This window comes from Empedobacter sp. R132-2 (genome assembly GCF_030324375.1).
In the GTDB taxonomy this organism is placed as follows: domain Bacteria; phylum Bacteroidota; class Bacteroidia; order Flavobacteriales; family Weeksellaceae; genus Empedobacter; species Empedobacter falsenii_B.
In genome coordinates this window covers 1-22,018 of sequence record NZ_JACAGG010000042.1, presented here as the reverse complement: position 1 = coordinate 22,018, position 22,018 = coordinate 1, and the positions used below count along the sequence as shown (strand labels likewise).

The window sequence follows — 22,018 nt, the reverse complement described above, 5'->3', positions numbered from 1 at the left end:
TTTTGAGTTTAATAATAATTTACAATTTTTAAAAAATGTAGCTTAACTTACACTGGAAAATTCAGGGGGATATCCAAAATATACAAACAAAACTACATTGTATACCTTATTGTGTAAAACAAAAAATCTCCTTAAAAACACTTCTAAAGAGGTTGTATATTTTATTTGAAAAATTGAGTTTGCAATATTTATATATGTTAGTCGTGGTATTTTAAATAGAGATATATTGAAAGCATTATTCCTTTGTGAAGTTCAGTTAAATATGAGGTATTAATCTCAGAAATATTAATCATTTCATTTGGTGAATAATTTTCCATCATAATTTAGCTGTTATAATCCCAAAATTCATGCAGTGAGTTGTTTAAATATAAATTTAAAGCAAACTTTAAATCATCATTCTTAGTTATTTCGAGAATTTCATTTGTTAAGTCAGGTTTAAAAGACCAAATCCAACATAAAATTTCATCTTCCGAAGGCGAGTTATTGTCTGGGATAAATTCAATAAAACCATCATTGACTCCAATTATATTTACAACAATACAGTTTACAACAGATAATCTTTCATCGAAATTTTCAAAGTCAACTATTTCTTCAAAAGGGATTTCGTTCGGATAATTTTCGATTAATTCTTTAAGCGTCTTGTTTTTCATAATGCCGTAAATCTTTATCTTTAAACGGAGAAAAATATAGTAAAATTAAAAATAATCTATATTTCTTTATACTATCCCAAACATACAACAACCATCTCATAATAAATTACGGTTTCACATAAATACAAAAAACCTCCCTAAAATTGCTTTTAAAGAGGTTACTATTTTGTGTTTTTGTATCTAAAACTGAAGTTGTGCAACAGTTCCCCGTGTTATCGGTTCGTTCTTCTTTTCGTTCTTAACAGGTCTTTCCTACTTATATTAATTGAGCATCGCATCTATTTTCTTCAACCATCCTTCAATTTCGTTTGCTGTATCTCTTTCTTTAACTCTTTTTGCAGTCATATTTGGAAAAGCCTTATTAGCGAGATATATTTTAGCTCTTGTGTCTCCCATCACTCCATCATAACCCATTTTGGCCGAAAACGCTTCTGCAAATAGTTTTGGAACTCCTTTTTTATCAGCCGAAGGATTGTCAGTAACAACAACTTCGACGTCATATGCTTCCTTGATTGCTTCACTGTGTAAATAACTTTCTATTTCGTGTTTTTGGGTTAAGACACCCCAGGATCCATCAGTTCTTGAATTTACTTCCGCTACGGACACAGAGTAGGTGGTTACATCATTATCATAGATATGACACTCTTTACATCCCAACCCTTTTAAATAATGCTCATTTACCCAATGTTTGAGTGTTGACCCTCCCATTAACACAAATGCAATTCGAGGATCATTTGATAAGTCAATTAAGGTATTGTCCTCTAAATGTAATGCTCGACTTAAACATTTTAATGCTGTAACATCTGTAGGTCCTTCAACACATATGAGAACTTTAACTCTACTATCGGGGGTTATTCCCAATGCATTTGCAACTTTAGCAAAAACGTCAACTCCAGATTCAATTAAAGGTTTTCCGTGTTCGTCTCTGTCAATAAATCTAATGCTGTTTGCTGGAAGTTCAGAAGCCAAGCCAGGACTGTGAGTTGTTAAAATTACTTGACAACCATTTTCTTCTGATAATGCTCGAAAAGAGTCTATCAAAATTTTTTGATTATTCGGATGCTGAGCTGTTTCAGGTTCTTCTAAAGCATAAATAATACTTCTTTTATTTGAAGTTTTAAGTCGTCTTTCCGCTTCTGCTTTAAAGAAACTTACAAGTATCATCCTTCTAACTCCACTACCTCTTTTATTAAGTGGTATTCCGTCATCTGTATCCATATTGATAGAAAACAATCCAGTCCATTTTGCAGCTGTTGGTGGTGTAAATTCTGGAGCAAGTTTACTGGCTAATTTTGGGTCAATAGTTTTTAATGCTTCGTGTGTGCTTGCGGCTATTTCTTCAGCTTTCTCACGAACTTTATTCTGGATTTTCTCTAAATCCTCTTTAACCTCAGCGATTGCGGTAGCAATCGCCGCTTTCATTGGATTTTGAACTTCTTTGTCTTTGTCTTGGCTATTTCTGTCGCTTTGAAATAATGCAAAAATTGGCAAATGAGATTCAATCTGTTCCCAAATTCTTTTGCTGTCCTCCTTTGGTTTACTTACAGGTATTGAAATTTCTTTTAGTTCCAAATCCTCAAAGGAATTCCAAATTGCTTTTCTCATCGTTGGATTACCTTTGAGTGAACTATCTAAGGTTTTTTGTTTAATAATTGCTTGAAGTTCTTTTTCTTTTAACTCGAGAAGGTTGTCAGCTCCAGCAACAGTTGGGTGATTTGCAATAATGTATGCTTCAAATGTAGGGGTAGCTTTACCACAAGCAAAGACCTTTTGAATTTTTAAAGTACCTTCACTAGATAACAAAAACTCGTCAGCAAGTGACGTTGGAGAAGATGCATCAACAGTTAATTCTATTGGTAAATCTTTAAACTCACAAGTAATTGTCACTTCATTGTTACCGCTATAAATGTTTGCGTCTCCACTTTCTATTTTAACTGTGTCGTTATTAAAGAAAATTTCTAATGCTTCTAAAATTGTAGATTTACCAATATCGTTTTTTCCAATGAAGGTTGTAAGGTCGTCAATAGTAACTTTTGTTTCGTCCGCGTAACAGCGGAAATTTTTTATTGTTATAGAGGTTAATTTCATTTTTTGTCGTTAGTGTTTTGTTAGTACTGGCCGGTTTTAGAATGACCGATAACATTGTTTTTTCACGAAACTACTATAGCATTAGTTTCGTATAAATAACAAATATATAAATTAATCTAATTTATAACCATTATTGTGTAAATAAGTAAAGGGCTTCTATATAGAAGCCTTTGTTTATATTAATCTGATGTATTTAAGTAAAATAAAATACTCTGGAGTTAGACAAACCTAAAATTAACTCCAGAGTACTATTACTAACTTTAACAATGCCTACTGGTTAATCTTACTAATTTAGTATATCGCTTTTAAACTAAACGTTTTTATTCACTTAATGTCTTATATTTTTAAAAACTAAAAATCAAGGTTATTCTCTTTAATATATTTCTTAACATCTATTGATATATTAAAAATATTTAATTTATCTTGATTTAATGCATTAGCTAAAATAATTAGTGAATCTAGAGTTGGATTAGCACTTCCGTTTTCAATCGATAATAAAGTATTTTTGGAAAGTCCTTTAGTTTTATCAGCTAATTCTTGTTGTGATATACTTCTATCAATATAATCTGAACTTTTTATATCCTTTCTCAAAGAGGTTAAATAAATACCTAATTTCTCTTTTTCTGTCATTTTATTCTTAGTTAAAAATAAAATTGTAACTATTTGAATAAAATAATGGTACAATATATTGTACTATTCAATTTTAATTTGTACTTTTGAATGTATAAAATTAATACAGAGAATTTTATTAAAATAAATATATAAGCTTAGTCTTATTTTTTCCTGAATAGAAAACTGCCAATTTTCAATAGGAACGGGAAAATAAGTATCTTTGCTCACGTCTTAGGGCGTGGGCTTACTTATTCGTTCCTGGTATGGCAGTACCTCTATTCGGATTTGTAAGTTCCACGCCTTTTTCTTGGTCGTTTCTTCCATTACAAATAGCACTGAACTTCATACAATAAATACACTTGGTTTTATTCCTCTACAAATCAAGTGATATACACTCTCTATAAATATGTGTTTCTTAAAATAGAAATACACAGATGGTTATTCGATTCTACAAGAATTGAAAAGTGATAGAAATAAATTCTCGAAATGACAGAATATTAGAGAAATAATGTGTTAAAAAGTGTTAAATTCCTGTATCGGTGTATATCGAAAATGACACTTTTCTGTATCGGTTGTGTATCCACGCTGTATCCATTCTGTATCCATTGTATATGCGTTCCGTATGGTTTGTTCGAGGTTCGTGTATCGATGTTGAGTTGTAAAATGTAGTATGTATTAAGTAAAATGTACAATGTATGATGTATTTGAAAAAGGATTATAAAAATGTCATATGATTTGGAGGCGAGTGTCAAAAAGTTGATCGCCATGGTTAAAATATTTTACTGTTTGCGCAGCAAATGATTTAAAATATTGAATGGCTGAAACTTATTTTGACCGTCGAAAATCAAAGACAAGTCTTTTTTCGTTAGTTTTTTTGACGAAAAAAAGTGACATTAAAAAAAGTGACATTTCGATACTATTTTCTTTTTCTATGAAACGAAAATCACTCAATGTGACAGCAAGAAAGAATAACACGTAAAACGTTAAGCGTAGACCGTATAACGTAAAAAGAAAAACCCCTTTCCCAAAAACAAAGTTGGCGCGATGTACAGGAAAAGGAGTGGCTTTTAAAACTAATGTTGAATTAAAAAACGTATGTAAAATCATGAAAGAGTAAACAGATTCACACTCTATCCCCCGAAGACAACACAAAGAGTATAAATGATCTTCATAAAGTGATTAGTGTTAATTTTTAGTTTTCATTTATTAATGTAATTTTTAAAACTTGTCAGAGGGGGATATTTTTAGGAGGAATATAGGATAAAAGTAGACGAGCTCACGCGAGCATGATAATAGAGATGAAATTCTAAATGGAATTTACGATAATTAGAAGTTCTCTATTTATTGCTTTTTGCTTGATCAAAAAGTAATCAAAAAATCAAGTCTTTGCTTACAAGTCGGTCAATAATGGCTACTCGCTAAATGCTTTGAATCATTCGCATATGAAATGCGAACATAAATCATTTTAACGCTCTTTACGCCTAATTGACACTCGACTTTTCAGCAATGACCGTTTCTAAACTCGTTGTTAAAAGTGAATTTGAGTATATAAATAAGAATTAAAAATCCGACGATTTAGAATCGAAATGTAATTCAACTCTAAATTATTGGAATAAAAAAGTTGGAGTGTTTGAGTGGAGTGAGTTGCCAACTTTATGGAAATAATTTATTTAGTTGAATCATTGAGAGACTACTGTCGGCATCTTTTTTTGTTTCGTTTTTTTGGATGCTCAAAAAAATGAAAGGAAGAAATTTTTCGACAAGCTAAGAATACCAACGAGATGAGATTCTGAGACAAGCCCAGAATGACAAAATCCGTTATAAAAAGTGAACTTGAGTATTAATAAGAATAAAAACGTAAAACGTTAAGCGTAAAACTTATAACGCAAAAAGATAAAACCTCCTTTCCCAAAAACAAAGTTGGCGCGATGTACAGGAAAAGGAGTGGCTTTTAAAACTAATGTTGAATTTTAAAAAACTATTGTAAAATTATGAAAAAATTTTACTTCAAACTCAGTAGGCAGTCATTTACTGTATTATTGGGATTGTTTTGTGCAACACCCTTGTTAGCACAAACAGGTAAAACCGTTACTGGAACGGTAAAAGAACTACAAGTCCCACTGGTGGGCGTAATGGTAAAAGAGGAGGGAACCGATAATTCCACCTTTACCGATGATAATGGAAACTATTCGTTGACTTTACAACAGGATGATGCTAAATTAATTTTTGAGCAATTGGATTTCCCTATTCGAGAAGAAGCAGTGTTGAATAGAAGTGTGATCAATGTACGTTTCACAAAAGAAGACAACGGGATTCAGCTGAAAGATGTGGTGATCAATGCAGGATACTACTCCGTAAAAGACAAAGAACGAACGGGGTCAATTGCACGTGTAACGGCTAAAGAAATTGAGAATCAGCCTGTGAATAATGTGTTAGATGCCTTGCAGGGTAGAGTTGCAGGTTTAGAAATTACGCCAACTACAGGAACAGCAGGTGGTGGTTATACCATTCGGTTAAGAGGACAGAATAGTATAAGTGCGGGGAATGATCCATTGTTTATAATAGATGGGGTTCCGTTTGATATGAATTCTATGTCTTACACCAGTATCTCCAATACCGTAATGCCCAATTCAAACATTAATCCGTTAAATTCTATCGATCCAAAATCAATAGAGAAGATTGAAGTTTTAAAAGACGCGGATGCTACTGCTATTTATGGTTCGCGTGGTGCAAATGGGGTGATTTTGATAACGACTAAAAAGGGACAAAAGAGAAAAACTACATTTAATATAGATTCTTCAATTAGTGTCAATTCCATTACAAAAAAAGTAAATCTTCTAAATACAGAACAATACCTCATGATGCGAAAGAAAGCATTTGCAAATGATGGGATTACAAACTACCCAACAAATGCGTATGATATTAATGGAGCATGGGATCAAACGCGATACACCGATTGGCAAAAAGTACTAATAGGGAATACTGGTACAACCAATAATACAAGACTAAATATTATGGGTGGTGATGAGCAAACAAGTTTTATGATTGGCACCAATTTTATGAAAGAAACTTCTGTTTTATATGGGGATTATAGCTATAAAAAACTGAATGCCTTTGTCAATCTTAATCATTCTTCTAAAAACAATAGATTTAAAGTAGGTACTGTCCTAATTTATGGAGATGATAACAATGTATTACCAATAGAAAACTTAGCGCGTACAGCTAAAAAATTAGCTCCCAATGCACCCGCTTTATTCGATGAAAATGGAAATCTAAATTGGGAAAATAATACATGGACAAACCCTATAGCATCTACTTATAGTACCTATCGTAGTCATGCAAATGTGTTGAATACCAGCTTTAATATGAGCTATGCTTTAACGGATCAATTAACATTTAAAACGAATTTAGGTTACAATCATTCAATTTTAAAAGATAAAAGTTTCAATCCACATACAGTAAGAAATCCTGTGTATGGTAATACAAGTGCTGATAGTAGTGTCATAATGAATGAGAATGAAAAAGAAGTATGGTCAATAGAACCGCAATTGGATTATCATCTTAGTTGGACAAATAGTGAAATTACCTTGAATGTAGGAGCAACTTTTATGATGAACGAACAAAATCAGTTGGTTACAAGAGGAGTTGGCTTCGCAGATAATGCACTAATGAATGTGAGGAGCGCAGCAAAAACATTTCAATTTCTGCAAGATATTTCTTCACAGTATAAATACAATGCGATCTATGGACGATTTAATTACAGTTTGTATCAAAAATATATTCTTAATCTTACAGCAAGAAGAGATGGATCAAGTCGATTTGGAGAAGCCAATAAACTAGCGAATTTTGGTGCAATAGGCGCTGCTTGGATTTTTTCGAAAGAACATTTTTTGAGTGATCAATCGTGGTTGAGTTTCGGAAAATTGAGAGGGAGTTATGGAATTACTGGAAACGATCAAATAGGGGATTATCAGTATTTGAGTACATATTCTATAAAACAAGATGGTTATGATGGAACAACTTATTTAACACCTTCTCGTTTACATAATCCGAATTTTTCATGGGAAAAAAATCGAAAGATAGAAGGAGCAATAGAATTGGCTTTTCTGAAAAATAGATTAAATCTTGAAGTAAACTATTACCACAATCAATCCAATAATCAGCTAATAGGCTATTCGTTACCTGCTACAACAGGGTTTAAAACAATTCAAGCAAATTTGGATGCAGTAGTGGTTAATAAAGGATTAGAAATTGCGATCCATTCAACCAATATTAAGAAAGATAAATGGCAATGGGAAACATCCTTTTTAATTACATTTCCAAAGAATAAATTAAAAGCGTTCGAAAATCTAGCTCAATCCAGTTATAGCAATCAATATGTTATTGGGCAATCTATAAATATCACAAAGCTATACAATTATATAGGGATAAACCCTGTAAATGGAACTTATATGTTCGAGGATTATAACAATGATGGAAAAATAAGTAGTGCCGATGATCGTAGAATATATACGGATTTCAATCCCAAATGGTACGGAAGTTTAGGAAATACCATTCGTTATAACAATTGGAATCTTGAGGTACTTTTTCAATTCTCGAAAAAGAAAGCCTACAACGAACTGCATACGTTAAATGCAGCAGGTACATTCTTTAATCAACCTACATCGGTTCTAGATGAAGGACGTACGCAAATTTATACAACAGGCTCTAATACAAATGCTGTTGTTGCTCAAAATTATTTTTATACAAGTACTGGAGTTGTAAGTGATGCTTCTTTTGTGAGGTTAAAATCACTCTCGATAAACTACAATGTTCCTCTTAAGAAAAATTATAAAGTCGCTTTATATGCACAAGGTTTTAATCTGCTAACGCTTACGAATTATAAAGGAGGCGATCCCGAACAAATTGAAGATTTTTTACCTCCATTAAAACGTATCGCATTTGGAACAACTATCTCATTTTAAAAAATTGAAACCATGAAGAATAATAGAACAATATATGTGATGAATAGATTCATCCTATTGAATGCCATATTCACATTGGCTGCTTGTAATGATTGGATTGAAACAGATGATCCTAAGGGAGAAATAAAAATTGAAAAGGTTTACAACAACGAGCAAACTGCTAATGCAGCAGTTGCGAGTATTTACAAAGACATGAAAAATGATGGTTTGTTGTCGGGAAGTACAAATGGATCAAGCGTATTATTTAGTTTGTATGCAGATGAACTTGATTTTTATGGTTCTACGAGCAATAACCTTTCAATGTTTCATTCCCATCAATTATTGCCTTCTAATACACTTGTAACGTCTATATGGGCAAATAATTATAGAATTATTTATGAAACAAATTTAGCTATAGAGGCATTAAATAATTCAACGAATTTATCCCTTGAGTTAAAAAATAAATTGATAGCAGAAGTGTTGTTTATTAGAGCATTTACGCATTTTAATTTGATGAATCTATATGGTAAAATACCCTATATCACTACATCTAATTATCAAATCAATCGATATGTTTACCGTGATGAAATAAAGATTGTTTACGATAATATCGAAAAAGATTTGCTCCAAGCAAAAGGTTTATTGGTAAATAATGTGGCGTCTACTGCGAGTAACAGAGCAACTATATATGCAGTGTCAGCCCTATTAAGTAAGGTGTACTTATACCAAGAAAAATGGGATAAAGTAGTGAGTGAATCGCAAGGAATTGTTCAAAATCAGAACTTTTCATTTCAACAACCAATAGAAAATCAATATAAAAAAGAAAGCAAGTCTACAATATTTCAATTTTCATCGACCATAAATGGTGAAAATACGTTAGAAGGATCATATTTTATTATTAATAGCGGACCTCCAACTCGGGTAGCTTTACGACAAGATTTTATAAACCTGTTTAATCCACTCGATAAAAGGTTACAATTTTGGACAAAGAAAGTAAGCAATACAACAAATACACAATCTTGGTATATACCGTATAAATATAAAGAAAATGCAAATACAGGTTCAAGCAAAGAGTTTTCTATTGTATTTGGTTTGTCAGAAATAATCTTGATGAGAGCAGAAGCTTATTTACATACAAATGAATTGGCATTGGCAGTAAAAGAAATTAATATCATTCGAGAGAAAGCAGGGTTAAATCAGTTTAATTCTTCTAATCCAAATGAGATTCAAAAAGAACTTATACTTCAAAGAAAACTAGAATTGTTTACAGAACATGGAAACAGATGGTTTGATTTGAAACGTTGGAAAATAGCCGAGGAAACTCTAAAACCTATAAAATCAAATTGGAAACCAAGAGATTTAATTTTACCAATTCCAGAAAACGAATTATTGATTAATCCTAATCTAAATCCTCAAAACGATGGCTATTAAATATGTCAATTCAATACTAGTTATACTGTTTGTCTGTTTGGGATACTTTTCAAAAGCGCAAGAGATTCAAAAAACTTCGAATTGGACAAAACATACTTTATTTACAGACGTAAGTAGCGATGGAAAGTGGGTTGTTGTAAATGATATGCAAGATAAAAATAATGTTATACTTATACAGACAGAATCAGGTGTTAGAAAAGAATTGGGTTCAATCATTCTTTTGAAATTTTTGAAAAATAATGATATACTATCTTTTGTTGATGATAAATCAAATTTGCATCTAATTGATTTAAAAACATTAAAAACAATCTTGCAAGTTGAGGTACTACATAAAAGATATTTTACAAATCATGATCAAACGATAATTTCATACCTAAGAAAGGGCGAAAAAGAGAAAAAAGATTTACAGTTACTTGATTTGAAGAGTAACAAGTCATATACGATACACGATGTAGAAAACTACCAGTGGCATCCCGTCAAAGATGATTTAATTTTTCTAACATCAAATACGGATTCTAATACTAAAACATTAAAAAAATGGAAATCGGGTTCAGAAAATCAGCAGTCTCTCTTTATAAGCCCAAAAAATGAAGTAAAGATATTAGGATGGCAAAGCGATCAAAAAAGTATACTTCTACTAGAAAACACGGTTGACGGAGGGATACTTTACACGATTAATACCCAAAATAAGGAGGTAAAATCTTTGGCTTGTAAAACATTATTTTCTGATGAGGAAGTTCGTAAAATAAATGGTTTTGATACTACTAGTGATCGTAACGGAATAGTCTTTTTTAATGTAGATATCGTAAAGAGTAAAAATGATAATTACAGTATTTGGGATACCCAAGATGCTTTAATCGCACCTAGAAAAGCTGTTGCTGAAGAATATGTTTTGAATAAACAGAGCATAAGATGGGATACAAAAACGAATGAATTTTCTATCATTACTTCAAATAAATTGAATGCTGTTATCATTAAACCTAATTTTAATTATGCATTAGCGTATGACTTTTTAGAAAATGAACCTTCTACAGAACAATATACTGTTGCCGATTTATACCTAAAAAATTATGAAAAAGGAGAAGAGAAGTTAATTGTTCCTGCACATTATTTTTCTTACGACTATCTTTCGTTTTCGCCGAGTGGAAAATATATCATGTATTTTAAAGATAAAAAATGGTGGGGATATGATACAGAAAATGATAAGTACTTTGATATCACCATACCATCAAATTATTCTTTATATAAAACAAACGATATGTATTATAAACATCCAACACCATATGGAGTAGAAGGGTGGTCTATAAATGAAAATGAAGTGTTTGTGTATGATGAGTTTGATATTTGGATGTATGATATAAAAAATGGTACTGCTAAAAGGTTAACAGCTAGTAATGGGGATATAAGTTATAGATTTAATAAAAAAGAACGAAAAAATACCTCTCACATTGATATCAATCAAAAGTTGATGTTAGATCTATCGACCAAAGATGAGCAAAATGGTTTTGCTTTTTTTGAAAAAGGTAAAATTGTGCCAATTGTCTTAGAATCCTATACAATTGAAAATACTGTATGTATTAACAAACGAACGTGTTTTTTTAAGAAGTTTAGGTATAACTTATCTCCAGTTATCGAACGTATAGATTTGGCTACGAAAAAAAGAAAGATGGTATATCAAAGTAACCCCGATTTGGCAAAGTTAGATTTAGGTAAAAGTGAAAGTATAGAATACAAGAACATAAAAGGAAACAAATCGAAAGGGATTTTACTTTACCCAACTAATTTTAATCCTACCAAGCAATATCCTGTTATTTACTATATATACGAGAATATGACGTATAAAGTAAATCAGTTTGCAAGTCCAACAAAACATACGGAGGACGGTTTTAACATTCTTAATTATATATTGGATGGGTATTTTGTTTTTTTACCCAATTTAGATTATCAAATAGGAAATTTAGGTGAATCAATTGTCGTGAATATAGAAAATAGTGTAGAAGAACTAGCAAGTCGATCTTATATTGATAAGAATAGATTAGGACTAATAGGGCATTCGTTTGGTGGTTATGAAGCGGCATTTATAGCAACGCATTCCAATTTGTTTAAGGCAATTGTAGCGGGTTCTGGCGTGATGGATTTGGTTTCTTGGTCGCATGATGTACAATGGGAAGGTTGGTTTAGAGAGCAAGCATGGAGGTTAGAAAGTCAGCAGTTTCGAATGAAAGATAGTTATTATACGGATAAAAATAACTATATAAGAAACTCACCTTTCTATCAGGTGGAAAACATGAAAACACCTTTATTGTTGTGGGCTGGTAAATCTGATTATAATATAAATTGGTATCAAAGCATATATATGTATATGGCAATGAAAAAATTAAATAAAGAAGGTAAATTGATTTTATTTAATAACGATGGTCATTATTTAACTCGTAAAGAGAATCAAGAAATGTTATATAATTCAATCTTAAGTTGGTTTAATACATATTTAAAATAAGAGAAAGGAGCTATTACGCTCCTTTCCTTTAAATTATGGTTGCCAATGCATCAAGTTTTGACTACATTGAGTACCATTTTTAAATTCAAATACTTCTTTAGAACCAATTGTACAACTTACAGTTCCTATGTTATTACAAGTGGCATCTACCTGTTCACATTCTTCTAAATCATTGTAAATATATGCAGTTGCATACTCTGTAGATTTGTTAGAAGATTTACCTTCAGTGGCAAATGCAAAAGCAACAGCCATCATTCCTACCCCAATAGGTAGCGCTTTTTTTAGAAAATTTGTTTTCATTTTGTATAATTTTAATGTGGTGACTTACTCTATTATACAGGTTTTCAGTCTTCCCCTGCGTTGCGCAACGATTTATTTTTTTAATTGGTAACGATAGATTTCATCATCAATTACAGCGAAAACAGAGTTTTGGTATATTTTAAAATCCCTAAGTTGTTGTTTAGGTTTATGATAGAGGTAAAAACTGTGGAGATAATGGTTGTTTACGAGATCATATACATCTATGATGCTTGCACTTTGGTGTTCTTCTTCAAAATTTCCCAGTCGTTTGCTGTGGATGTAGAGATAATCACCATAGGTAGCTATCGTTTCATTCACTCGAATTGTCTTTGGACCTAATCGATAGTTTTGGTCTTTTTTATAAAAAGCAACATCAAGTTCTGGTTCATTTAAAGAATCGATGCTTTTCATAACATTTTTTTCATTCATCATAGAATCAAGGATGATAATTTCATTTTTATAATAATAGACATATAAAAAAATCTGATGTTGTTCATTCCAAATGAGTAATCCATCCAAATCAAATGCTCCATTTTGTTGGCTTTTTAGAGTTGTATCGTTTATTTTTAGTTGAAATCCATCCACTGTTTTATACAATATAGCGAGTGCTGTTTGTTTAGTTTTTTGACTTGTTACAGAAAGACCAAAATGATCATCTTTTCCAGGAACATATTGATTGTAATAAGCATTATCAATAGTTTCAAGAGAAGTCGTGTAATCATATAATATTCCTTTTTCTATAATTCCTACTGTTCCATCCCCTAAGTAGAAATAAGGGGAGTTAACGTATGTTATTATTCGTTTATAAGGGAGTAGCTCATTTTTTATTTTGATCCGATTATTAGTCACATTTTGTGTATGATAATCATAAGTTCTAAGAAATAAAGGAGCATTAGGATGAGCTAAATAAGCATAGCAACTATCAATACCTGCTATATAATATCCTGTGGATTCTAGATTGAGTGTAGTTAGTTTTTCTGCAAAATGCGGAATGTATTTACGTGTAAAAGCATTATTATATTGAGATTTTTTTTCAGATAAACCGTATATAATGGTTACACTAACAACTCCGATTATTGTAAGAGTAGTTTGTTCAATTATATAGCCTCTCCATGTTTGAGAGGATTTTGCTATTCTAATGCCAATTAGAGCCAAACATACAAATACGATATTAAAAATCAAATGTTCCGTCCATCCCATCTTTTCTAAAACTCCACCACAAGAACAAGGAGTAAACGCCGTGAAATGTAGAATAATGACAATATAAGTAGTGAACATCACCATTAAAAAAAGTGAAATTTGTAAGGCTAATTTTCTAGTTCGCTCAAACATCAAGAAAACTGCTGTTACAAGTTCTATAGCAATAATTCCATACGATATAGGAATCGCATAACTTGCTAATAAGGGCGATTGTCCTAACTGAGTTTGAAAAGTTTCAAAATCCATCAGTTTACTCACCGCTGCATAAATAAACAAAACAATAAATAGGTAGCAAATGAGCGTTTGTATAAACGGTGCAATTTTTCTCATCTTTTAGTATTTTAATTCATAAAAAATAACTTCCTAACATCTAACATCAGTTTCCGTTTTCATCTTCATCAATAGTTCTCATATAGGGATCTTTATCACGAGGCGGGTCGTTTTTAGAAGGAATGCTATCCTTAATATTATCTTTCAAAGAAGAAGTAATACGTTCTGAATGAATTGGGGTGTCAATTAGAATATTTTCATATTCTATACAGCTATTGAATACAAAACACACAAGTACAATTAAATAAAAAGATTTCATAGTTTATTTTTTTTAAAGTTTGTATCGAAATTAGGTTTAGCGTAAAAAATAGGAGGTATGTCAATGCGTCAAAAACATAAAATGCATGTCTAATTTATAAATTCATACACTCCAATTTTTAAGAAAACCGAAAAAATCATCAAGCAGAATTCATTTTCAGCTTCTTATTATCGTCAGTCAGAGTGGCGCTTGCAAAACGTTGTATCGAAGACTTAGACGATAATAATGAATGACAAAAACCATTGTTAAAAGTGAATTTGAATATAGAAAAAGAATAAAGAACTGGCATTAAAACTCTCACGTTAAGAAAATGTTTGAATGCAACGTTAAAAAGGTTTTAGCCCGTAGGGTTTTTAAAATCTTTAGTGGAATGAGAACATTTTTAGTAAAGAGGTTTACAGCCTTGACTTTTTGGTTACTTTTTAGTCTGTTCCCCGAAGGGCATATGAATGCAAATAATAAAAATAGATAAGGAATGAATAAAAAAGTGACATTAATGAAAAGGAATACCTGAGCCACACCGTGGCTCCTCCTCTTAATCTCAAATGTTTTTGTGTCAAGACTTCCCCAAAGGGTACATGAATTCATTTAAAAACAATAATAACTCATGAATAAAAATGAACATATAATTATTAATCAACTTTTAACAATTTTACCTAAGCTCCACTGGAGCTTCTCCTCTTAATCTCAAATTTTTAATTTCAAATGTTTTTGTGTCAAGACTTCCCCAAAGGGTACATGAATTCATTTAAAATAGAATTAACAAAAACATGAATAAAAATGAAAATAAGATTCTTCGACAAGTCCAGAATGACAAAATCTGTTGTTAAAAGTGGATTTGAGTATTGGAAAAAGGATGGAGAAACCGGCATTAAAACTCTCACGTTAAGAAAATGGTTGAATGCAACGTTAAAAAGTTTTTAGCCCGTAGGGTTTGTAAAAAGTTTAGTGGAGTGAAATCATTTTTAGTAGAGAGGTTTACGGCCTTGACTTTTTGGTTACTTTTTAGTCAAGTAAAAAGTGACATTAATGAAAAGGAATACCTGAGCCACACCGTGGCTCCTCCTCTTAATCTCAAATTTTTAATTTCAAATGTTTTTGTGTCAAGACTTCCCCAAAGGGTACATGAATTCATTTAAAATAGAATTAATAAAAACATGAATAAAAATGAAAATAAGATTCTTCGACAAACCCAGAATGAATCTAAATAAATCGTCAAGCTGAATTCATTTCAGCTTCTTATTATCGTCAGTCAGAGTGGCGTTTACAAAACGTTGTATCGAAGACTTAGACGATAAATAACGAATGACAAAATCCATTGTTAAAAGTGAATTTGAATTTAGAAAAAGAATAAAGAACTGGCATTAAAACTCTCACGTTAAGAAAATGTTTGAATGTAGCGTTAAAAAGGTTTTAGCCCGTAGGGTTTTTAAAATCTTTAGTGAAATGAGATCATTTTTAGTAGAGAGGTTTACAGCCTTGACTTTTTTGATTACTTTTTTGCTCATTTCCCCGTAGGGCATATGAATACCGATAATTAAAATAGATAAGCTATGAATAAAAAAGTGATAAAAAGAGATTCTTCGATAGGCTCAGAATGACAAAATCCATCACGAAAGAGAACGAAGAAATTAATAAGAAAAAACAAACAAACCTTATTTCAAAATTTTAATTTTGCTTACCACATTACCACATTACCACATTACCACATTACCACATTACCACATTACCACATTACCACATTACCACATACTCCCAACATCAAGGCAAGATCAAGGCAAGATGAAGGCAAGATGAAGGCAAGATGAAGGCAACATAGTGGCAGTAGAGTGGCAATAAAGTTGAGGTAATAAAAAAGAGAAGTAAAACTTCTCTTTTTTATTCATCATTTAAGTTTCTTTGAAGTAATCGATTAGACTTATTTGTTCAAAGACATTCAAAACTAGAGATATTTATAGAACAACAAAGATTACAACAAGTACATTTTATAAAAAGAATGTATAATTTATAAATTATACACTTTTAAACGATTAAGTACTTAATAAACGATTTACGATATAAAATAAAGTATTTTAGTAGTAATCAATAGATCTATACCATGAAAAGAGTTGTAGTGTACACATACATACTCTTTCTACTTCCGCTTATAACAATGGCTAATCAAGTTGATTCCTTAGCCTCAAAAGATAATGCCTATCTAATAGAAAAATTGGATGAATTAGTACATGAAAAGCATCATCCAAATGCGATGATCTATGTGCAAGCGTATATAAGAAATGCTAAAAAAGAAAAGGATAAGCTAAATTTATTTTATGCTTATAAAGAAGGAATCTTTTTTTCAAGTCATTTAAATACTCAAATAGAATATGCAGATAGTGCGATAATTACTGCCCGGAAATTAAAAAACAAAGATTTAATAGCAACAGCTTTATTATCAAAAGGGCTAGCCTATTACAAAGCAAAAGATTATAGAGAGGCGTTACAAAATTATTTATATGCAGATCAGGAGTTAAAATATTCAAAAGACCAATATTTATTACATAAAGTAACATTTAATATGGCAATGATAAAAATCAAATTAAATCAATGTAACCAAGCAGAAGAATTGTTGCTGAAATGTAAAAACTTTTTTCAATCAAAACCAGAGAACAAAGATTACCAAGCCTATTTATTAAATACAATATATCAATTAGCATCTCTCCATCAAGAAGTTGGTAACAAAGCAAAAGCGAAAGAATTGAATCAATTAGGATTAAATAAAAGCAAACTTGAAAATAACGAATTTTTCCATAGATACTTTACGATAAATAAAGCAATTGATGAGTTTTTAAATGATCAATTTGTGACGTCTATTCAATTATTATCAACTAAAGAAGATATTTTAATAAAAACGAATGATTTTAATACACTAACCAAAATTTATTACTACAAAGCAAAGGCATTTGATAAATTGAATAATCAACAACATAAAATAATATATTTTAACAAAATAGATAGTATTTTCAATGAATACAACTTCTTAGAAATTAAATATAGACCGATATACGAAAACATTTTAGAGGAAACATTGGTAGCTTCTGATACGAACAGACAACTATATGTAATCAATCAATTATTAAAAATGGATGAGTTAAATTATAAGCTAGATGCAGAAATGAGTCAAGTTGTATACAAAGAATATGACACAGTGCAATTGCTCAAATTAAAGGAAAAAATATTGAATAAGTCTCAAAAATTATATTACGTATTGGCAGCGTGTTTTACTGGAATAATAGTATTGATCGTAGGAATTGTAAAAACTAGAAATAAAAATAAACATTTAATCGAAAAGTACAATCTGTTTATTGAAGAATCTGCTCAATCAAGTTACACAGAACGGAGAATATCGATTAAAGATGAAGAGGATTTGAATAAAGAAGCATTTGAAAGTTTACTATTAAAATTTGAAGAATTTGAGCGGGACAGAGAATTTTTAAACCCTAATATAACAGTAGTAAGTTTGGCAAAATCATTTTCAACAAACACCACTTATTTATCAAAATGTGTCAATCAGTACAAAGGAATTAATTTTCCTTCTTACATCAATCGGTTGAGAATAAAATTTATTACTGATTTATTACAAGAACAACCACAATACCTTAATTATAGTGTAGGGGCATTAGGAGAAATAGCAGGTTATATGAATCCAAGACAATTTTCAAATGTTTTTTACAGTGAAACGGGCTTGCGTCCCTTAGATTTTATAAAAATTCAAAAACAAAAAAATAAAGAAAGTATATAATGGTTTATTAGTGTAATTTATTGACATACAAGGGCTAAAAAAGACTTAGCTATTGCTTTAAACAGATCGCTATTGCAACTTTACAAAACCATTGCGCAATGGAGATCAATGTTTAATTAAAAATTTAAAAAAATGGCGAAGCAAAAAGGCTTTTTAAAACTTAGAGGTTCAATCGGAGATTTAAACTTCTACAAATCAAAAGATGGTTATATGGTAAGAGAAAAAAGTTCTATAGACCGTAATACCATAATGAGTGATCCGCGATTTCAGCGTACCAGAGAAAATATGCAAGAATTTAAGAATGCAGGTACTGCTGGAAAAACACTACGAAACGCATTCAATGCGATCATAAAAAATGCAAAAGACAGCAAATTATCAAGTCGTCTCACAAAAGTAATGCATGGTATCCTAAAAGAAGATACTACAAATGCTCGTGGGCAAAGAAATGTACACAAAGGAAATCAATTACTGATGAAAGGCTTTGATTTTAATGCAGGTGCAGCGTGGTTGAAAACGGTATTAATTCCTGTACAAGTAGATATAGAACGTACTTCTGGTGAAACAAAATTTACATTAGAAGCATACAAACCCTTAGATGTGATAATAGCACCACAAGGAGCTACCAATTACCGATTTGTAGCAGCTTCTACAGAAATTGATTTTGAGAAGAACGAATACATTACCAAAACATCGTATACCGATTATTATCCATACGATGAGGTAGAAGTGAATGATGTAGAATTATTGAACAATCTTCCTCCAAATTCAGAACATACAATCGCTTTAGCAATTGGAATCGAATTCTACCAAGAGGTGAATACCGTTTTGTATCCATTAAAAAATGGAAGTTTTAATGCAGCACATTTAATCGAAATCAATTTACCATGATGACAATTGTAGTAGAACGAATGTATTATCCGAATGGTACAAATGGTAGCTTATTCCTTAACGATAAGTTTATTTGTTATACGATCGAGTTACCATGGAAGGAGAACGAACCCCGCAATTCATGTATACCAGAAGGATGTTATGCAATCCAAAAGAGAAGCTCACCAAAATTTGGTCAACATTTTCTGATTACAAATGTACCCAATCGTTCATTGATTTTGATTCATCCTGCCAATCATGCAAAAACTGAATTACAAGGATGTATAGCTCCAGTAACCATATTAACAGGTGAAGGGAGAGGAGAGTTATCAAGAAAAGCATTTACAAAACTTAAAACTCTAGTAAATGATAAACTTGATCGTGATCAAAAAGTAAGTTTAAGGATTAAAAGTAAACAACATGACAATTATTAATCGCTTTACAGCACCTACACCTAAATTATTCCAACAACTACGAAATATAGGATTAACCTTAGCTGCAATTGGAGGTGTATTAATTGCTGCTCCTATAGCATTACCAGCAACATTAGTGACCATAGGAGGTTATTTGACCGTAGCAGGAGGAGTAATATCAGCTGTCAGTCAATTGACTGTAAATGACAAGAACCAAAGTAATGATGATGAATAATAGTAATACATCGTTAATTGTTGGAACGATAGGAGGAACAATGACAAGTTTGGTAGCGACCATTCAGTGGGAACAACTTGTTTATACGATTTGTATGGGAATAGTAGGAGCAATATGCAGTTATGGAACATCATATTTACTGCATAAGAAAAACAACCCTTACGACGAAGACTAAGCATTTGATTACAAGTGTGATTTGGAAATCTTATTTTATTGATGTAAATTTTAACAACATTCATTTAAGTTTCATTGAGGTAATGCTAATTATTACAGAAATGAAAAATAACGAATTACAAAGAATGGTGATTTATCCGAAAGATGTATCAATTATTACGGGAAAGGGGTATAGGCAAAGTCTACGCTTACTCAATAGAGCAAAGCAGATAATCGGTAAAGAGAAAAAAGACTTCCTAACTTTTGACGAATTTTTGATTGCTTTTAAGATGAAATCGTAAAACCAAAAATGAAAAAGGTTCTCAATTTTATTGAAAACCTTTTTCTATATAACATAATTTTTAATAAGTATTATTTCCCGATGCAAAACTTGCCAAATATCGTCCCTAATATATCTTGATCCACATCTATTTCACCTGTAATATGTCCCAAATATGTTAAAGCTTCACGGATATCCATTGCTAACAAATCCCCAGGAAGTCCCATGTCCATTCCTTGTTTGATCTTTCCAATTTGAGAAAGTGTGTTTTGTAATGCTTCTAAGTGACGAGAGTTCGTAACGATTGTGTCATCCTGATTTGTTCCTTTCAATTTGATTTGATGAATCAGATTTTCTTTCAATGCTTCGATATTATATTGATCTTTAGCTGAAATTTCTAAATGAACAACATCTTTAAACTCTTGTTTGATAGCATCAGAAATAGCTGATTCGTTATTGTTTACATCAATTTTATTGGCAACATTAAACAAGATTTTTCCTCTACGTTGCAAATCATCTAACTGATTCGCAATTTGATTATCAGCAGTTATATTGGCATCATACAAATAGATGATAATAGAAGCATTGTCTATTTTTTCGAATGTTTTTTCAATTCCAATCCGTTCTATCGTATCGCCAGCTTCTCGAATTCCAGCTGTATCAATAAAACGGAACCCAACACCGTCAATATAAATGGTTTCTTCAATGGTATCACGAGTTGTTCCTTCAATATCCGAAACAATAGCACGTTCTTCGTTTAATAATGCATTTAATAAAGTAGATTTTCCTGCATTTGGCGCACCAACAATAGCTACTGGTACTCCATTTTTGATAACATTTCCAAAAGCAAAAGAATCAGCTAAACGTTTTAAGATGGATTGTAATTTATTCAATAAATCATAAAATTGTGTACGATCTGCAAATTCAACATCTTCTTCAGAAAAATCCAATTCTAATTCCATCAAAGCTGCAAAATTGATCATTTGTTCTCTTAAATCTTTGATTTGATTAGAGAATCCTCCACGCATTTGTTTGATAGCAATTTCGTGCGAAGCCTTAGAATCCGAAGAAATAAGATCAGCAACAGCTTCTGCTTGTGTTAAATCCATTTTACCATTCCAAAAGGCTCTGAAAGTATATTCACCTGGATTGGCATTTCGAATGCCAATTTTATTTAATAATTCCAATACCTTTTGCTGAATATAAATCGATCCATGTGTCGAAATTTCTACGACATCTTCACCTGTATATGAATGAGGATTTTTAAATATTGAGAATAATGCTTCGTCAACAATGGTATCTCCATCCATCACATAACCCAAATGTATGGTATGAGAAGAAGCGTCATTCAAAGATTTAGTTGAATTAAATTTTGATTGATAAATCTGAGCAACTTTAGAAATTGATTCTGGTCCAGAAATACGAATAACCGCTATAGCGCCCATTCCATTGGCAGTTGCCAATGCACAAATTGTATCGTTGTTTAGCATAAGGCAAATTTACAACATAATAAGTTGTTGGAAAATTATAATTTATATGATAATTTTTTAAAATGTAAAAATATTTACTGTTAATATATTAATACTTAAAAAGGGATGTTTTTTAACCTGAACTAATTACTGCTACATCTGATGCTATTGGGAAAGAATTTGAGGATCATGAAATTAAAATTTTTAGTCAAATGGTTTTAATCCTATGATTCTAAATTATCATCAACTTATAAAAAATTAGATTTTGATAGATAATTGGCACACTTTTAGTATTTCTTTTAGAAATTGGAATTTATAATGTCATCAAAGAAAAATTATGCTACAAAAAGAGGTTTTGGAATTGGTAATTTTAGAATTAAATTTGTAGATGTACTTATTGTAATATCTATTTTGGTATTACTTGTAGTAGTATTGTAACGTCCTGAAAAAATGATACAGGATTAGACCAATAAAATTTTATTTTAAACAGTACATATATTCGTATTTGTA

At 31.1% G+C, this 22,018-nt stretch carries 15 protein-coding genes; 9 read left to right on the top strand and 6 right to left on the bottom strand.

The genetic code is table 11. The annotated features are described in order from the left end of the window. Nucleotides 1-323: 323 nt before the first annotated feature. From HXZ69_RS13850 to HXZ69_RS13840, 3 genes are all read right to left on the bottom strand, one after another. Nucleotides 324-650: a hypothetical protein gene (locus HXZ69_RS13850; protein ID WP_052217418.1), complete on the bottom strand. Its 327-nt coding sequence runs from the start codon at nt 648-650 to the stop codon at nt 324-326. A 261-nt stretch (nt 651-911) separates the two neighbouring features. Further along, entirely contained in the window at nt 912-2,738 is a 1,827-nt protein-coding gene (locus HXZ69_RS13845; protein WP_038330391.1) for an ATP-binding protein, read from the bottom strand. A gap of 351 nt (nt 2,739-3,089) precedes the next feature. Continuing rightward, nucleotides 3,090-3,368: a helix-turn-helix domain-containing protein gene (locus HXZ69_RS13840; protein ID WP_038330393.1), complete on the bottom strand. Its 279-nt coding sequence runs from the start codon at nt 3,366-3,368 to the stop codon at nt 3,090-3,092. Nucleotides 3,369-5,341: 1,973 nt separating this feature from the next. Here HXZ69_RS13840 and HXZ69_RS13835 point away from each other — a divergent pair. The 3 genes from HXZ69_RS13835 to HXZ69_RS13825 are packed head-to-tail and all read left to right on the top strand — an operon-like array spanning nt 5,342 to nt 12,221. After that, nucleotides 5,342-8,314: a SusC/RagA family TonB-linked outer membrane protein gene (locus HXZ69_RS13835; RefSeq protein WP_038330395.1), complete on the top strand. Its 2,973-nt coding sequence runs from the start codon at nt 5,342-5,344 to the stop codon at nt 8,312-8,314. A 12-nt stretch (nt 8,315-8,326) separates the two neighbouring features. After that, on the top strand, nt 8,327-9,724 hold the full coding sequence (locus HXZ69_RS13830) for a RagB/SusD family nutrient uptake outer membrane protein (RefSeq protein WP_286496315.1): 1,398 nt from the start codon (nt 8,327-8,329) through the stop codon (nt 9,722-9,724). Further along, a complete protein-coding gene (locus tag HXZ69_RS13825; protein WP_286496314.1) occupies nt 9,714-12,221 on the top strand; it encodes a S9 family peptidase in 2,508 nt (835 codons plus the stop codon). Before HXZ69_RS13830 ends, HXZ69_RS13825 begins: the two co-directional genes overlap by 11 nt. Nucleotides 12,222-12,254: 33 nt before the next feature. Here HXZ69_RS13825 and HXZ69_RS13820 read toward each other — a convergent pair whose 3' ends face one another. Further along, nucleotides 12,255-12,521 carry a DUF6520 family protein gene (locus HXZ69_RS13820; RefSeq protein WP_225542528.1) on the bottom strand — a complete coding sequence of 89 codons (267 nt, stop codon included), beginning with the start codon at nt 12,519-12,521 and terminating at the stop codon, nt 12,255-12,257. Between the two features lie 72 nt (nt 12,522-12,593). Next, a complete protein-coding gene (locus HXZ69_RS13815) occupies nt 12,594-14,051 on the bottom strand; it encodes a DoxX family protein (protein ID WP_286496313.1) in 1,458 nt (485 codons plus the stop codon). A 2,411-nt stretch (nt 14,052-16,462) separates the two neighbouring features. On the opposite strand from HXZ69_RS13815, the gene HXZ69_RS13810 reads away from it, so the two are divergent. From HXZ69_RS13810 to HXZ69_RS13785, 6 genes are all read left to right on the top strand, one after another. Then, complete coding sequence (locus tag HXZ69_RS13810; RefSeq protein ID WP_181816306.1) at nt 16,463-18,091, top strand: helix-turn-helix domain-containing protein; 1,629 nt, start codon at nt 16,463-16,465, stop codon at nt 18,089-18,091. A 132-nt stretch (nt 18,092-18,223) separates the two neighbouring features. After that, nucleotides 18,224-18,979 carry a hypothetical protein gene (locus HXZ69_RS13805; protein ID WP_221854679.1) on the top strand — a complete coding sequence of 252 codons (756 nt, stop codon included), beginning with the start codon at nt 18,224-18,226 and terminating at the stop codon, nt 18,977-18,979. Further along, entirely contained in the window at nt 18,976-19,392 is a 417-nt protein-coding gene (locus HXZ69_RS13800) for a DUF5675 family protein (protein ID WP_312150152.1), read from the top strand. The genes HXZ69_RS13805 and HXZ69_RS13800 overlap by 4 nt, the downstream gene beginning before the upstream one ends. Then, nucleotides 19,379-19,606 (top strand): hypothetical protein, encoded by a 228-nt coding sequence (locus tag HXZ69_RS13795; RefSeq protein WP_115000470.1) that lies wholly within the window; start codon nt 19,379-19,381, stop codon nt 19,604-19,606. The genes HXZ69_RS13800 and HXZ69_RS13795 overlap by 14 nt, the downstream gene beginning before the upstream one ends. Then, nucleotides 19,596-19,781: a hypothetical protein gene (locus HXZ69_RS13790; protein ID WP_286496311.1), complete on the top strand. Its 186-nt coding sequence runs from the start codon at nt 19,596-19,598 to the stop codon at nt 19,779-19,781. Before HXZ69_RS13795 ends, HXZ69_RS13790 begins: the two co-directional genes overlap by 11 nt. 100 nt (nt 19,782-19,881) lie before the next feature. Next, nucleotides 19,882-20,061 (top strand): hypothetical protein, encoded by a 180-nt coding sequence (locus tag HXZ69_RS13785; RefSeq protein WP_286496310.1) that lies wholly within the window; start codon nt 19,882-19,884, stop codon nt 20,059-20,061. Between the two features lie 70 nt (nt 20,062-20,131). Here the strand turns inward: HXZ69_RS13785 and mnmE are convergent, their stop codons facing one another. Beyond that, a complete protein-coding gene (gene mnmE / locus HXZ69_RS13780; RefSeq protein ID WP_115000468.1) occupies nt 20,132-21,529 on the bottom strand; it encodes a tRNA uridine-5-carboxymethylaminomethyl(34) synthesis GTPase MnmE in 1,398 nt (465 codons plus the stop codon). Nucleotides 21,530-22,018 lie beyond the last annotated feature (489 nt).

What these genes read in the sequence shown, in the direction of transcription:
- HXZ69_RS13850 (WP_052217418.1), bottom strand. Translation starts at nt 650, where the DNA reads ATGAAAAACAAGACGCTTAAAGAATTAATCGAAAATTATCCGAACGAA.
- HXZ69_RS13845 (WP_038330391.1), bottom strand. Translation starts at nt 2,738, where the DNA reads ATGAAATTAACCTCTATAACAATAAAAAATTTCCGCTGTTACGCGGAC.
- HXZ69_RS13840 (WP_038330393.1), bottom strand. Translation starts at nt 3,368, where the DNA reads ATGACAGAAAAAGAGAAATTAGGTATTTATTTAACCTCTTTGAGAAAG.
- HXZ69_RS13835 (WP_038330395.1), top strand. Translation starts at nt 5,342, where the DNA reads ATGAAAAAATTTTACTTCAAACTCAGTAGGCAGTCATTTACTGTATTA.
- HXZ69_RS13830 (WP_286496315.1), top strand. Translation starts at nt 8,327, where the DNA reads ATGAAGAATAATAGAACAATATATGTGATGAATAGATTCATCCTATTG.
- HXZ69_RS13825 (WP_286496314.1), top strand. Translation starts at nt 9,714, where the DNA reads ATGGCTATTAAATATGTCAATTCAATACTAGTTATACTGTTTGTCTGT.
- HXZ69_RS13820 (WP_225542528.1), bottom strand. Translation starts at nt 12,521, where the DNA reads ATGAAAACAAATTTTCTAAAAAAAGCGCTACCTATTGGGGTAGGAATG.
- HXZ69_RS13815 (WP_286496313.1), bottom strand. Translation starts at nt 14,051, where the DNA reads ATGAGAAAAATTGCACCGTTTATACAAACGCTCATTTGCTACCTATTT.
- HXZ69_RS13810 (WP_181816306.1), top strand. Translation starts at nt 16,463, where the DNA reads ATGGCTAATCAAGTTGATTCCTTAGCCTCAAAAGATAATGCCTATCTA.
- HXZ69_RS13805 (WP_221854679.1), top strand. Translation starts at nt 18,224, where the DNA reads ATGGCGAAGCAAAAAGGCTTTTTAAAACTTAGAGGTTCAATCGGAGAT.
- HXZ69_RS13800 (WP_312150152.1), top strand. Translation starts at nt 18,976, where the DNA reads ATGATGACAATTGTAGTAGAACGAATGTATTATCCGAATGGTACAAAT.
- HXZ69_RS13795 (WP_115000470.1), top strand. Translation starts at nt 19,379, where the DNA reads ATGACAATTATTAATCGCTTTACAGCACCTACACCTAAATTATTCCAA.
- HXZ69_RS13790 (WP_286496311.1), top strand. Translation starts at nt 19,596, where the DNA reads ATGATGAATAATAGTAATACATCGTTAATTGTTGGAACGATAGGAGGA.
- HXZ69_RS13785 (WP_286496310.1), top strand. Translation starts at nt 19,882, where the DNA reads ATGAAAAATAACGAATTACAAAGAATGGTGATTTATCCGAAAGATGTA.
- mnmE (WP_115000468.1), bottom strand. Translation starts at nt 21,529, where the DNA reads ATGCTAAACAACGATACAATTTGTGCATTGGCAACTGCCAATGGAATG.